Here is a 13,851-nt window from a genome sequence, read left to right on the forward strand (position 1 = left end):
CCATGTCCGAAACTGTCCAACAGACCGCTTTTTCTGACCAGTTGCAGGCCTTGCGCCAGCGGGCCGACCGCACGCTGCTGGATTTTATCGCGCCGCTGCCGTTCAACGATGGCAATATGGTGGCGGCAATGCGTCACGGCGCTGTGCTGGGCGGTAAACGCCTGCGTCCGTTCCTGGTGTACACCACCGGGCAGATGTTTGGCGTATCACTGAATAATTTGGATGCGCCCGCCGCTGCGGTAGAATGCATTCACGCCTATTCACTGATCCATGACGACTTGCCGGCCATGGACGACGACGACCTGCGTCGCGGTCAGCCGACCTGCCACATCAAATTTGGTGAGGCCAACGCCATTTTGGCCGGCGATGCACTGCAGACGCTGGCATTTTCCATTCTGGCCGATGCCGAGATGCCCGACGTGGCGCTGCGCGATCGGCTGGCGATGGTCTCTGAACTGGCAACCGCCAGCGGTGTTGCCGGCATGTGTGGCGGCCAGTCGTTGGATCTCGAAGCTGAGGGCCAGCAGATTGGTCTGGAAGCGCTGGAGCAGATCCATCGCCATAAGACTGGCGCGTTAATTCGCGCAGCCGTTCGTCTGGGAGCGTTAGCCGCCGGTGAACCTGGCCGTGCCGCACTGGTGCAGCTTGACCGCTACGCCGCCGCGATTGGCCTGGCGTTCCAGGTGCAGGATGATATTTTGGACGTGGTCGGCGAAACCGAAAAAATCGGTAAACGCCAGGGGGCGGACCAGCAACACGGAAAGAGTACCTATCCAGCTTTGCTCGGGCTTGACAGCGCGAAAGCAAAAGCGTGGGATCTCTATCAGGAAGCTTTAGCTGCATTAGACACTTTGGCAGCACAATCTTATAACACAGCGCCATTGCAAGCGTTAGCCAGCTTCATTATTGAACGCGACAATTAACGTGTGACGTTAACTCCTCTGATATGAGTATCGAATGAGTCTTGATATAGCCAAATACCCGACCCTGGCGCTAGCGGAAAATCCCGATGAACTCCGTTCGCTGCCAAAAGAGAGCCTACCGAAGCTGTGTGACGAACTTCGGCAATACCTGCTGGACAGCGTTAGCCGCTCCAGCGGCCACTTTGCCTCCGGGCTGGGTACCGTCGAACTGACGGTGGCGTTGCACTATGTGTACCAAACCCCCTTCGATCATCTGGTCTGGGACGTTGGCCACCAGGCTTACCCGCATAAAATCCTGACCGGGCGTCGCGATAAAATCGCCACCATTCGCCAAAAAAATGGCCTGCACCCTTTCCCGTGGCGTGCGGAAAGTGAATATGACGTTCTGTCGGTTGGCCACTCATCCACCTCGATCAGCGCCGGTCTCGGCATGGCCGTAGCCGCAGCGCGTGAAGGCAAAAATCGCCGCACGGTCTGCGTGATTGGCGATGGCGCCATCACCGCCGGTATGGCGTTTGAAGCCATGAACCACGCCGGTGACATCGATCCGGATATGCTGGTGGTGCTGAACGATAACGAAATGTCGATTTCGGAAAACGTCGGCGCGCTGAACAACCATCTGGCGCAGCTGCTGTCCGGCAAGCTCTACTCCACCCTGCGTGAGGGCGGTAAAAAAGTATTGTCCGGCCTGCCGCCAATCAAAGAGTTGGTCAAGCGCACCGAAGAGCACCTGAAAGGCATGGTGGTACCGGGCACGCTGTTCGAAGAGCTGGGCTTTAACTACATCGGTCCGGTCGACGGCCACGATGTCCAGGGGCTGGTCGCCACGCTGAAAAATATGCGTGACTTGAAAGGCCCGCAACTGCTGCACATCATGACCAAAAAAGGCCGTGGTTACGCCCCGGCGGAAAAAGACCCGATCAGCTTCCACGCGGTGCCGAAATTCGATCCGGCCAGCGGTACCCTGCCGAAAAGCGCCGGTGGCCTGCCGACCTATTCAAAAATCTTTGGCGACTGGCTGTGTGAAACCGCCGCCAAAGACAGCTCGCTGATGGCCATCACCCCGGCCATGCGTGAAGGCTCGGGCATGGTGCAGTTCTCCCGTGACTATCCACAGCAGTATTTTGACGTGGCGATTGCCGAACAGCATGCGGTGACCTTCGCCGCCGGCCTGGCGATTGGTGGCTACAAGCCGGTGGTGGCAATTTACTCCACCTTCCTGCAGCGCGCTTACGATCAGTTGATCCACGACGTCGCCATTCAAAAACTGCCGGTGATGTTTGCCATCGATCGCGGCGGTATTGTCGGCGCTGACGGCCAGACTCACCAGGGAGCCTTCGATCTGTCATTCATGCGTTGCATCCCAACCATGGTGATCATGACGCCAAGCGATGAGAACGAGTGCCGCCAAATGCTGTACACCGGCTATCACTATAACGAAGGCCCAAGCGCCGTACGCTATCCGCGTGGTAACGGTACCGGAGCGTCGCTGGAACCTCTCAGCGCGCTGCCGATCGGCAAAGGCGTTGTTCGTCGTGAAGGCGAAAAGCTGGCGATCCTGAACTTCGGCACGCTGTTGCCGGAAGCCGCGCAGGTAGCAGAAAACCTCAACGCCACGCTGGTGGATATGCGCTTCGTGAAGCCACTGGATGAACAGTTGGTACTTGAACTGGCAGCCAGCCACGGCACGCTGGTCACGCTGGAAGAAAACGCCATTATGGGGGGGGCCGGCAGTGGTGTGAACGAGCTGCTGATGGCCAAACGCCGCGTAGTTCCGGTGTTGAATATTGGCCTGCCGGACTACTTTGTCTCCCAGGGTAGCCAGGAAGAAGTCCGTAGCGATCTGGGTCTGGACGCTGCCGGTATACAACGGCAAATTGAGACCTGGCTGGCGCAATAATCCTCGCGCCGGGTTGATCAACGCCTCCGCTTTGCGGGGGCGTTTTTGTTTCTGCCGTCCGAAAATCCGCTACAGTTAAAGTTCTGTGCTGACACCGGGAGGCAAGCATGAAGTATCTGAAATTGGGTAACACCGACCTGAACGTCTCACGCATCTGTCTGGGCTGTATGACCTACGGTGAACCCAGCCGTGGCAACCATGCCTGGACGTTACCGGAGGAAAGCAGCCGACCACTGCTGAAACAGGCGCTGGATGCCGGTATCAACTTCTTCGACACCGCCAACAGCTACTCAGATGGCAGCAGTGAGGAGATCGTCGGCCGGGCACTGCGCGATTATGCCCGCCGCGACCAGGTGGTGATCGCTACCAAAGTCTATTTCCCCCTGAGCAATCTGGAACGCGGCCTGTCGCGCGCCAAAATCATGCAGTCCATCGACGACAGCCTGCGCCGCCTGGGCACCGATTACGTTGACCTGCTGCAGATCCACCGCTGGGATTATGAAACGCCGCTGGAGGAAACACTGGAAGCGCTGCATGAGGTGGTGAAAGCCGGTAAGGCACGCTACATCGGCGCATCCTCAATGTACGCATGGCAGTTCGCCAAGGCGCTGTACACCGCCGATCTGCACGGTTGGACGCGCTTCGTCAGCATGCAGGACCAGTATAACCTGATCCAGCGTGAAGAGGAGCGGGAAATGCTGCCACTGTGTGCCGCCGAGGGCATTGCGGTGCTGCCGTGGAGCCCGCTGGCACGGGGTCGATTAACCCGCCCCTGGGGCGAAACGACCGCGCGGCTGGTCTCCGATCAGGTCGGTAAAAATCTGTACGATGAAACCGAAGGCATCGATGCCATCATTGCCGAACGCGTGGCCAGTATTGCTGAAGAACGCGGTGTGACGCGTGCGCAAGTCGCACTGGCGTGGCTGTTGAGCAAGCCGGTTGTCAGCGCACCGATTATCGGCGCATCACGCCATGATCATCTGGAAGACGCCGTCGCCGCCGTCGATCTTGAGTTAACACCGGAAGAGATTGCCGAGCTGGAAACGGCTTATGTACCGCACCATGTGACAGGATTTGAATAACGCAGAGGGTTCAAGGGCGTAGCATTGAACTACGCCCTCAAGATCAGAGCAACCCAAGCGGCCAGTGGTGGCCAATCAGGTAGATAATACCGGCGGAAAACACCCCGGCGACAATGTCGTCGACCATGATCCCCATGCCGCCGTGCACGTTGCGATCAAACCAGCGGATTGGCCATGGCTTCCAGATATCCAAAACACGGAAAATCACGAAGCCCGCCGCAACCCACTGCCAGTCATTGACCGGCAGAGCCATCAGCGTGATCCACATACCGACAAATTCGTCCCAGACGATGCTGCCGTGGTCGTGTACCTTCATGTCTTTGGCGGTCTGGTGGCACAGGTAGACGCCAATGCAGATGCTGAACATCACCAACAGCGAATACAGTTGCCATGGCAATTGGATCAGCAGCAGCCAGAACGGGATCGCCGCCAATGACCCCATGGTGCCCGGCATCACCGGCGACAAACCGCTACCGAAGCCGGTGGCCAACAGGTGCCACGGATTGCTCATCCGCAAGCGGCGTTTAGCTTCATCCATGTTACGCCTGCCCTTCACTGAAATGATCGAACCCCTGCCATGGCAGTTCCACCACTTCATCGTTGCGGTAGAACTTGATGCCTTCGGACAGCGGGCCAATTTGGCCGATGCAAGTGTAGTCAGCGCCCAGATGGCTCAACGCCACTTCCAGCGCGCCGCGGTTGATTTCCGGCACGGTGAAGCACAGTTCGTAATCCTCACCGCCGGTCAACGCCCAGCGCAGTGCCTGATCAGCGTCCGTATGGCTGCTTAACGCCTGCGACAACGGCAGCTCATCCAGATTGATGCGCGCCCCGCAATCAGAAGCTTTCAGCACGTGCTTCAGATCGGAAATCAGGCCATCCGAAATATCAATCGCCGAACTGGCCAGATCGCGCAACGCCTGCCCTTGCAACACCCGTGGCTGCGGCCGCAGATGGCGACCAAGCAGGTAATTGCGTGCTTCGGTATCTGTCACCTGCAAACGGTCCTGCAGCACAGCCAGGCCCGCGGCGCTGTCACCCAGCGTACCTGTGGTGTAGATCCAGTCACCGATGCGCGCGCCGCTGCGGGTCAATGCCCGACCGGCCGGGATCAGGCCGTGAATGGTTAACGTCATGCTTAACGGACCGCGAGTAGTATCGCCGCCAATCAACTGCATGCCGTAATAATTAAGTTGTTCGAACAGGCTGTCGCTGAACGCCTTCAGCCAGGGCTCATTCACGTCCGGCAGGGTTAGTGCCAATGAAAGCCAGGCGGGATCGGCGCCCATGGCCGCCAGGTCGCTCAGGTTAACTGCCAGTGCTTTGTAGCCGAGATCGGCGGGATCGATATCCGCCAAGAAGTGAACGCCCGAAACGAGAGTGTCGGTACTGACGGCCAAAAGCTGTTTTTCTGCCACTGTCAGAAGTGCGCAGTCATCTCCAATGCCCAACTGTACATCCCGGCGCAGACTCTTAAACCGGTCAAAATAGCGGGCAATGAGGTCAAATTCGCCACATGCCATGGTCGATATTCCAATAGAAGAAATTAAGGCCGGGGATACCGGCCTTAATTTTTTATTTTTTCTTGCGGATGCTTGGTGCCACTTTATCCAGCACGCCATTCACAAACTTGTGGCTGTCTTCAGCGCCGAAGGTTTTCGCCAGCTCGATCGCTTCGTTGATTGCCACCTTGTAAGGTACATCCTCACGCATTTTCAGCTCGTACAGCGCAATGCGCAGAACGGCCCTTTCTACCTGGCCCAGCTCTTCGAGCTGACGCGACAGGACAGGTGCCATCAGGCTATCCAGCAGACCTGCATTCACCGCCACGCCGGACAGCAGCTCCCGAAAATAGGCGATGTCTGCATCTTTGACATCTTGCTCCGACAGGAACTGGTGTTCAACATCGGCAATGTCATTTTTAGACAACTGCCAAGAGTAAAGCGCTTGAACAGCGCACTCACGAGCGCGGCGACGAGCAGCAGGTTTCACGGAATTCCCCTTAACTAAATTCAGGCTTTAATAGCTTTGATAACATTAATCATTTCAAGTGCGGTCAGAGCCGCTTCAGCGCCTTTGTTGCCTGCTTTGGTGCCGGCACGCTCGATAGCCTGTTCGATGCTTTCGGTCGTCAGCACGCCAAAGGCAACCGGGATTTCAGTGTTCAGAGAAACACTGCCCAGGCCGGAGCTGGCTTCGCCCGCGACAAATTCGAAGTGCGCGGTGCCCCCACGGATAACCGTGCCCAGTGCGATCACTGCATCGTATTTGCCGGTGTTAGCCAGCACGCGTGCAGTCAACGGCAACTCGTAAGCGCCCGGGACCCAGACAACGGTGATGTTGTCGTCAGCAACCTGACCAATGCGCTTCAGTGCGTCGATGGCACCTTGCAACAGGCTGTCATTGATGAAATTGTTAAAACGTGCAATTGCAATCGCCACACGGGCATTTGGAGTAGCAACAACACCTTCGATAACTTTCATGGGCTTTCCTTAAAAATGGGTTCAATACCCCGCAGGGGGGCGGATTCTATCACATTCTTTATCAGCCTGCGCGGGCGGTTTTGTAAAACGACAACCGTCCCGGCAAGCGGACGTTACATTCAGTATTTTGCCTTCAATCGCAGCCGTAAATCAGGGCCGATTTGCCGTACTTCGCTGAAGACGAACTCCGGTGTATCAGCCAAGCGCTCGAGGCCCGGCAGGTGACACAGGCCGCGGCCATTATCTCCCAACAATTTTGGCGCGATATACAAAATGAGCTCATCGACCAACCCGGCCTGCAGCAAGGCACCGGCCAACTGCGCGCCGGCCTCGACCCAAATGGAATTCACCTGACGTTTCGCCAGTTGCATCATCATCACCACCAGATCGACCCCACCTCCGTGCGCCGGGAAGGTCAGTTGCTCGACATCCTGCGGCCAAGTTTGCCGATCCGGCTGCAGGCGTGCCAGCCAGGTAGGCCCTGGCTGTTGCACCACCCGATGCTGCGGGGTGACACGATTTTGGCTATCCAGAATAATACGCAGCGGTTGACGCAGGTTTTCACGCGGGTAAATGCTTTGCGTCTCGGCGTCCAGCTCATCCCAACGCACCGTCAGTGACGGATCGTCCGCCAGCACGGTAGCGCTGGTGCTGAGGATCGCGGCGCTTTGCGCCCGCAGGCGCTGTACATCCTGACGCGCCTGCGGTGAGGTGATCCATTGGCTTTCGCCGGAAGCCATCGCCGTGCGGCCATCCAGTGAAGCGCCGAGCTTGAGTTGTACATAAGGAAAGCCGGTGCGCATCCGTTTGAGGAAACCCAGATTCACCGCTTCGGCCTCCGCCAGCATAAAACCGTGGCGGACATCCAACCCCGCCTGCTGCAATTTGTACAGCCCACGACCGGCAACTTCCGGGTTGGGATCCTGCATCGCCGCCACAACCCGGGCTACGCCGGCAGCCACCAGCGCATCGGCACAGGGTGGCGTGCGGCCATGATGGCTGCAGGGTTCCAGCGTGACATAAGCGGTGGCACCCCGCGCCTTTTCGCCCGCCATGCGCAGCGCATGCACTTCCGCATGGGGTTCACCGGCGCGCAGATGGTAACCTTCTCCGACGATTTCGCCATCGCGCACGATAACGCAGCCGACATTGGGATTCGGTGCGGTAGTGAAACGGCCCAATCGCGCCAGTTCAAAAGCACGTGCCATATACAATTCGTCGTTATGCATCAAAGGTCCCTTAGTCCTGCAGACGGGCGATCTCTTCGCCGAATTCACGGATATCTTCAAAGCTGCGGTAGACCGAAGCAAAGCGAATATAGGCCACTTTATCCAACTTTTTCAACGCGTCCATCACCAGGTTGCCGACCAGTTTAGTCGGCACTTCACGCTCGCCGGTGGCGCGCAGCTGGGATTTAATGTGGTTGATCGCGTTCTCCACGTCGTCAGAGCTGACCGGGCGTTTTTCCAACGCCTTCAGCATGCCGCGACGCAGCTTGTCTTCGTTGAAAGGCTCACGGACTTCGTCGCTTTTGATTACCCGCGGCATCACCAGCTCAGCCACTTCAAAAGTGGTGAAGCGTTCATTACAAACCAAACATTGGCGGCGACGGCGCACCTGCGAACCATCACCCACCAGGCGGGAATCAATGACTTTGGTATCAACGGCGGCGCAGAAAGGGCAATGCATAACACGTCCTGATAAACGTTTTCATAGTTAAGAACAGTTTACCCCGAAGTGCGGTTACAACAAAGGCCGTCGGTTATTTGTTGCGAAGACCCGTTATCAACGGCGGTCAAAACGAGGGTTAACATGACTTTCCCGGCCAGGCGGACTAAGCTGATAACAGGAGAAGTTGAATAGGAAATCCCCGCCATGACAACCCGTTACCCCAAGATTTTCCTGCTCGGCACGCTGGTGCTGCTGGCAGGCTGCGCACAAACTCGCGAAGTGCCAAAACTGCATAATCAGGTGGTTGCACTGAATCAGCAATTAACCACCCTGACTAACCAGGCCACGGCGCTGGAACAGCAAAACCAGTTGAACCAAAACTCCACCAGCGGCGTTTACCTGCTGCCGGCGGCCAATAACGGCGCTCGCCTGCACAGCAGTCTCGGTGAACTGAGCGTGTCACTCAGCCACGTGAAGAGCGAGGCTAACGGCACCCAGGCCATGCTGCACGTCCGCACGCTTTCGCAGGCGTCGCTGCCGGCATTCAAGGCCACAGTGGAATGGGGCCAACTGGATGCGGCCACCGGCAAGCCACTGACGGCCGATGCGCTTTCTCAGCCGATCGCCAGTGCGGACTCGCTGCTACCCAAAACGGAGCACAGTTTTGAGCTGCGTTTCAGTGGCCTGACGCCAGATCAACTGGGCTATGTTCGACTGCACAGCGTAGAACCCACTGCAGCGGCAGCCGCAGCAAACTAACCAGGCCCGGCCCACACTCAACCCTTCGCGAGAGTGGGCCATCAGCTTAACCCAGCCGTTGCAGCCTGGCCGGTAGCCCCTGGCGCACCGCCGCCCCGCTGACCCAGTCAAGCCAGCTATTGCTGATTTCTCTGGTCGGATCGGGCAACCCGAGATCGTTTAAGTTGATACCGGAGGCAATGCGCGCATCGGCTGCCAGCGGCTGACCATCCAGCATATGCGTTCGCGCCCCCATCTCGCGATGACCATAACCATGCTCGATAGCAATCACGCCGGGCATCACGCCATCCAGCAAGCTGATCTGCGCCTCAACGCTGCCGCCCGGGGTCTGCAACCGCACCCGATCGCCATGCTGTAGAGCATAACGCTCAGCATCGGCCGGATTAAGCGCCACCAGATTGACCGGCTTCACCGCGCGCAGACGATCGATCGGCGCCGTTGAACTGCTCATCAGGTGCGACTTAAACGACATCAGGCGGAACGGCCATGCCTCCTCTGGATAGTGTTCCCCAACGTCGGACCCGTCGGCAAAGCGTGGCGGATAATAGGTCGGACAGCCGCTATAACGTTCTCCGGTCATCGCATGGCGATGGCGCGCCACCTCTTCGTTCCAGATATTCAGCCCTTTCTTCCACTGCGGCCCGGTTTCATTTCCTCGCCAGCCCTGTTCATAAGGCGCGAAACGTCCACCACGCGCCAGCATATAGCCGACCCGCAACCGCTCATCCGTTTTCAAGACCCTATCCAGCGCCGGTTGCAGGCGATCCACCCCGGTCAGCCGCAGCTCGCTTTCCGTCGCTTCCGGCAATGGCTCACTGGCAAAGGCCACGTTGGCCGCAGCACGCAGATAATAATCTTCGGCGTTGTGCAAGCCGCAGGCATTCCCCTGCGCATCCTGCAAGGCGGCATCGCCAAACCCCGGCAACTGCATCGCCTTCGACAACGCAATAACAAAGCTTTCCAGTGCCACCGGCTGACCGTCCGCCGTGGTCGCAGTCCGCGACGGAACCACTGGCCAGCGTGCAGTGCTTGCCCGCACCATCACGCCGGACCAGGGCGCGGTAAAGCCCCAGCTCTCGAAGTTATGGGTGTCCGGCACGATATAATCCGCCAGGGCGCTGGTTTCGTTAATAAAAGCGTCGATCGCGATAAACAACGGTAATTGGCGGGGATCTTTCAGCCGGCTTTCAACCACCTCGCGCAGACCGGCAACGCCGTACAGCGGGTTGCCCATATGGCTGATCCAGGCCTTCAGCGGGTAGGGGTATCCCATCAGCGCCGGAGCCAGTTGCTCGGTGAATTGCCCCGCGACAAACGGGTACCAGGGCCCGCGCGCCGGATAAGGTTTTTCACCTTGCTCAAGTTTGCGACGATATTCGTCCGACTGCTCGTATGCCTGTTTGCTGCGCGAAAGCACCAGTCCTTTCGGTTTCACCATGCCGGGGAAGCTCTTCAGGTTATAGCGAGGCCCATCGGCAAACTCTTTGAACTTACCGCCACCGACCGAGACGCCGCCCTTAAGGTTCAGGTTACCGATCAGCGCATTGAGCATCATCACCGCCCAACTGTTATAGAAGCCATTGCCGCTCATCATGCCGCCATGGGCGATCACCGCCGCTTGCCGCTGATAGGAAGTAAACTCCCTGGCCAGCGCGGCAATGGTCTCGGCACTGACGCCACAGCGGGTACTGTACTCAGCCAGCGTGAAGCGCTCAGCCGCCCGCTGCAGACAGAGAAAGCTCGAACGAACCTGGACCTGTGAACCGTCGGCCAGCCGCAGCTGTTGCTCCACCCGCAACGCGCCCTGTAGCGCCTGGTTGGCCGACACCGGTTCAGCCCGCTGCGTATCCCAGACCAAAGGCGGGCTTTCGGCCTCTCCGGTTGTGCCGCCGTCCAAATGTACCTGACGCAAAAACTGGCCGCACAACGGATGATCGTCATTCATCACCACCAGATGTGTGGCATTGGTCCAGCTCTTTTCACCGGCCGCCTGCATGGCCGTCTCGCCGGGCAGCGCCAGGTAGTCAGCGTTATAACGCTCCTGCTCGATGATCCAACGGATCATGCCCATCACCAGCGCGGAATCGGTACCCGGCAACACCGGGACCCAACGGTTGTGATCGTTGGCCAGCGTGGTGGTTAATGGCAATGCCGGGGCCACTACCACGTAACGGAATTCATCGCGCAGACGGGCGTTGGCCAACTGACGCCCCTGGCGTTTGAATGGGTTGCCGGACTGCGCCGGCGAGGTACCGAGAAACAGTCCAAAGCGTAAATGGTCCCAATCCGGTTTAACATGCGCATTGGTTTCCAAATCGCCCATTAATGCCCCGGAGCCCGCCCGGTAAGCCAGCCCGCAATAAGCGCCATGATGGCCGAAGTTACGTGTCCCAAAGGCGTTTTGCGCAAACCGTTTGATAAAAGCGTCCCGCCCTTCATCACCGGCGTTGGTGACCAGCAACTGATTGGCCTTTGGCCCCAGCGAAGGTTGCTCAGGATCGAGCGGCGTTTCGAGATCGCGGATCGCTCGCAGCCCCTCAACCTGCCCCTCGCCAAACAGATCGCCGCCCTCGACCACTTCGTGGATCAACTGTTCAAAACTGATGCGCTGCCACTGCCCGCTGCCGCGTGGCCCTACCCGCTTCATCGGTTCCAGCACGCGATAGGGGCTGGTCAGCCCTTCCAGCAAGGTCGCGCCACGGGCGCAGGCGGTGGAACGCTGTTCAAGACCTTCATCGCCCCCCAGACGGTTGAGTGCATCACTCACCGGTAAAGAGTAGGGAAAGTGGTGGTCGTGAGACAGCGGATGATAAGGGTTGCCCGCCACGCGCAAGATCTGATTGCTGTCGCGATCCACCCTGACCCGCAGGCCGCAAAGCGTCCAGCAGCCAAAACATTGGGTCATGGACACCGCCTGCTGTGGATTGGCCTGCCAGCCATCCGGGTGCCGACGGCCTTCTGTCGGTAACGAGTTGGCGCTGATCCGATCGAGCGTCAGTTTGCCGCTGCTGCCGTCGCGCAGGCCGGTAAACACTTTCTGCACCATCTCACTGTAACTGGCACCAAACAGGGTCAATCCGCCCAGCGCGAGCCCACCCTTCAACCACTGACGCCGCGTTGACTTAGCCATAGTATTTTTTCTCCATCAGCCCATGCTGTAGTTCACGAATTCCAATGATTAAAGCTATCCACAAGCCCAGGGTGCCCAAGATCGCCAATAGCCCTTCGCTGCCGAGGGGTAACACATAAGGATTGGTCAATACGTTGAACTTGGGCAGCGTCTGGGTTTGCATCAGCAACATCCAGCGCACGCCCCAGCACAGCAGCAGCGCTGCGGCACACTGCACCCGTAGCCCATTCGAGCCCAACGCCTGAGTGCGTGCTCGCCATGCCAGCGCCACCAGCAACAGGGTCAAGCCGAGCAAGGCGATACCTGCCCAGAGCCAGACGGCCCCCTGAGTCGCCAACGAGTGCAATGCGACGGAAGACCTGCTGCCATCCAGCCACCAGCCAAGAGCCGAGAGACACAGCAACAGCAGGCTGATGACCTGATAGCGAGCCAGGCGCGGCTGCCATTGCGGCTCCTGACGCAGCCAATAAGCCAACAGCGGCGCAACGGCCTGGATAGCGGTCAGTAACAATAGCCAGGGTAACCAGAGGCTGTACCACAGCGGCTGCGCCCGCAGCACCGAAACCTCACGCCCGGTATAGAGCAGGATGCTGAACGCCGAAAACAAAGTGGCCAATGCCACCCCGCGCAACCATTTATCTTCACGCCATGCCGGCCGGAACTGTAGCCAACGAGCCCACAACGGCAGGCTTTTCGTGCGCAGTTGCCCCCGTAACAGCAGGACGAAATAGCTGACCACCAGCAGGGTAAACAGCGGTAAAAACAGTGAGCCGAGCGACATCCACGACCAGGGGGTAAAGTAGGCGTAGAAATGCCAGATGCGAGCGGGCTGATGTAAATCTGCGCTCAGGGCCATCGGTGCCACGGTGCCGCTCACCAGCGCCAACGAGACGGCGGCCAGTTCCAGCCGTGACGTATTCTGCGGATCGCGCCAGCGCAGCCAAACGGCAATCATGATGCTGCCGCAGGCCAGACCGATAAAGAAAAAATACTGCACCGCCCAGGGCAACCAGGCGATCTCCTGCGGGCGGGCCATAATTTCGCGGATCATGGGTGTACCTCCTGCCACAGCGCCGGTTGTCCCCGGACGTGACTGACAAAAGCCTCATCCAGCCCCAGATAGAACACCTGAGGGTGGGTTCCCTGTTCGGGTTTCAATACCTTGAGCTGCGCCTGATGCTCATCCAAAGCACGCCTTAATGCACCTTGCCGATCGTTGAGATCGCCGATCATCCGGGCGCCACCAACACAGGATTCAACACAGGCGGGCAGCAGCCCGGCATCCAGCCGGTGCACGCAGAAAGTGCATTTGTCGGCGGTCTGGGTTTCGTGGTTGATAAACCGCGCCTCATAAGGGCAGGCCTGCACGCAATAGGCGCAGCCGACGCAGCGGGTGTTGTCGATCACCACGATGCCGTCCTGACGCTGAAAAGTCGCCTGCACCGGGCAGACCGGCACGCAGGGTGGATTGTCACAGTGGTTGCACAGCCGGGGTAACAACACGTTGGTGGTCGAATCCTGTCCCGTCAGGCTGACCTGATATTGCTGTACACTGGTACGGAATTGCCCCTGTGGCAGCCGGTTTTCCACCGCGCAGCTGACCGTACAAGCCTGACAACCGATGCAACGACGCAGGTCGATCAACATCGCCATGCGCTTTTTGCTGTCACCTTCTCGCCGGGCGGGTTGCAACTGCCACCCTGACTGCGCCAATGGCACCAAAGCGGCACCGGCGGTCAGCGCACCGAGTCGTTGTAAAAACTGCCGTTTCCCACTGTCCATTGATTTCTCCCAATAAGTATCCGCCGGGGAACTGATACAAAGGAGTGTAAAAACGACGACCGACCGCCAATATTGTGGTTTACCACATTCCCGGCGGCGGCTTGATCCAGGACAATTCAAC

The 13,851-nt window shown here is 58.6% G+C and carries 13 protein-coding genes; 4 read left to right on the forward strand and 9 right to left on the reverse strand.

From position 1 onward, the window contains the following. Positions 1 to 2: 2 nt before the first annotated feature. The 3 genes from ispA (at position 3) to BEI65_RS04425 (ending at position 3,905) form a co-directional block, all read left to right on the forward strand. Positions 3 to 923 (forward strand): (2E,6E)-farnesyl diphosphate synthase, encoded by a 921-nt coding sequence (gene ispA / locus BEI65_RS04415; RefSeq protein WP_099062291.1) that lies wholly within the window; start codon positions 3 to 5, stop codon positions 921 to 923. 34 nt (positions 924 to 957) lie between these two features. Further along, the gene (gene dxs / locus BEI65_RS04420; protein ID WP_099062292.1) at positions 958 to 2,823 is read left to right on the forward strand and encodes a 1-deoxy-D-xylulose-5-phosphate synthase; all 1,866 of its coding nucleotides are present in this window, start codon (positions 958 to 960) and stop codon (positions 2,821 to 2,823) included. 107 nt (positions 2,824 to 2,930) lie between these two features. Further along, positions 2,931 to 3,905: an aldo/keto reductase gene (locus tag BEI65_RS04425; protein ID WP_099062293.1), complete on the forward strand. Its 975-nt coding sequence runs from the start codon at positions 2,931 to 2,933 to the stop codon at positions 3,903 to 3,905. Between the two features lie 43 nt (positions 3,906 to 3,948). On the opposite strand, the gene pgpA is transcribed toward BEI65_RS04425, so the two are convergent. The 6 genes from pgpA to nrdR all read right to left on the reverse strand — a co-directional run bounded on the left by pgpA (position 3,949) and on the right by nrdR (position 8,077). Then, positions 3,949 to 4,503, reverse strand: a complete 555-nt coding sequence (gene pgpA, locus BEI65_RS04430; protein WP_198404400.1) for a phosphatidylglycerophosphatase A — start codon at positions 4,501 to 4,503, stop codon at positions 3,949 to 3,951. Further along, positions 4,445 to 5,428 carry a thiamine-phosphate kinase gene (thiL, locus tag BEI65_RS04435; RefSeq protein ID WP_099062295.1) on the reverse strand — a complete coding sequence of 328 codons (984 nt, stop codon included), beginning with the start codon at positions 5,426 to 5,428 and terminating at the stop codon, positions 4,445 to 4,447. Before thiL ends, pgpA begins: the two co-directional genes overlap by 59 nt. A gap of 52 nt (positions 5,429 to 5,480) precedes the next feature. Further along, on the reverse strand, positions 5,481 to 5,897 hold the full coding sequence (gene nusB / locus BEI65_RS04440; protein WP_085115442.1) for a transcription antitermination factor NusB: 417 nt from the start codon (positions 5,895 to 5,897) through the stop codon (positions 5,481 to 5,483). A 20-nt stretch (positions 5,898 to 5,917) separates the two neighbouring features. Beyond that, the gene (gene ribE / locus BEI65_RS04445) at positions 5,918 to 6,388 is read right to left on the reverse strand and encodes a 6,7-dimethyl-8-ribityllumazine synthase (RefSeq protein WP_099062296.1); all 471 of its coding nucleotides are present in this window, start codon (positions 6,386 to 6,388) and stop codon (positions 5,918 to 5,920) included. A gap of 119 nt (positions 6,389 to 6,507) precedes the next feature. Then, complete coding sequence (ribD, locus tag BEI65_RS04450; protein ID WP_099062297.1) at positions 6,508 to 7,617, reverse strand: bifunctional diaminohydroxyphosphoribosylaminopyrimidine deaminase/5-amino-6-(5-phosphoribosylamino)uracil reductase RibD; 1,110 nt, start codon at positions 7,615 to 7,617, stop codon at positions 6,508 to 6,510. A gap of 10 nt (positions 7,618 to 7,627) precedes the next feature. Continuing rightward, positions 7,628 to 8,077: a transcriptional regulator NrdR gene (gene nrdR, locus BEI65_RS04455; RefSeq protein ID WP_004949256.1), complete on the reverse strand. Its 450-nt coding sequence runs from the start codon at positions 8,075 to 8,077 to the stop codon at positions 7,628 to 7,630. Between the two features lie 186 nt (positions 8,078 to 8,263). Here nrdR and BEI65_RS04460 point away from each other — a divergent pair, with 186 nt between their 5' ends. After that, positions 8,264 to 8,818 carry a DUF3251 domain-containing protein gene (locus tag BEI65_RS04460; RefSeq protein WP_099062298.1) on the forward strand — a complete coding sequence of 185 codons (555 nt, stop codon included), beginning with the start codon at positions 8,264 to 8,266 and terminating at the stop codon, positions 8,816 to 8,818. Between the two features lie 46 nt (positions 8,819 to 8,864). Here BEI65_RS04460 and ttrA read toward each other — a convergent pair whose 3' ends face one another. The 3 genes from ttrA to ttrB are packed head-to-tail and all read right to left on the reverse strand — an operon-like array spanning position 8,865 to position 13,730. Further along, positions 8,865 to 11,948: a tetrathionate reductase subunit TtrA gene (ttrA, locus tag BEI65_RS04465; protein WP_099062299.1), complete on the reverse strand. Its 3,084-nt coding sequence runs from the start codon at positions 11,946 to 11,948 to the stop codon at positions 8,865 to 8,867. After that, on the reverse strand, positions 11,941 to 12,999 hold the full coding sequence (ttrC, locus tag BEI65_RS04470; protein ID WP_099062300.1) for a tetrathionate reductase subunit TtrC: 1,059 nt from the start codon (positions 12,997 to 12,999) through the stop codon (positions 11,941 to 11,943). The genes ttrA and ttrC overlap by 8 nt, the downstream gene beginning before the upstream one ends. Continuing rightward, positions 12,996 to 13,730 carry a tetrathionate reductase subunit TtrB gene (gene ttrB / locus BEI65_RS04475; RefSeq protein WP_099062301.1) on the reverse strand — a complete coding sequence of 245 codons (735 nt, stop codon included), beginning with the start codon at positions 13,728 to 13,730 and terminating at the stop codon, positions 12,996 to 12,998. Before ttrB ends, ttrC begins: the two co-directional genes overlap by 4 nt. Between the last annotated feature and the right edge of the window lie 121 nt (positions 13,731 to 13,851).

The sequence above is a fragment of the Serratia sp. BW106 genome (assembly GCF_002607755.1).
Taxonomy (GTDB): domain Bacteria; phylum Pseudomonadota; class Gammaproteobacteria; order Enterobacterales; family Enterobacteriaceae; genus Serratia; species Serratia proteamaculans.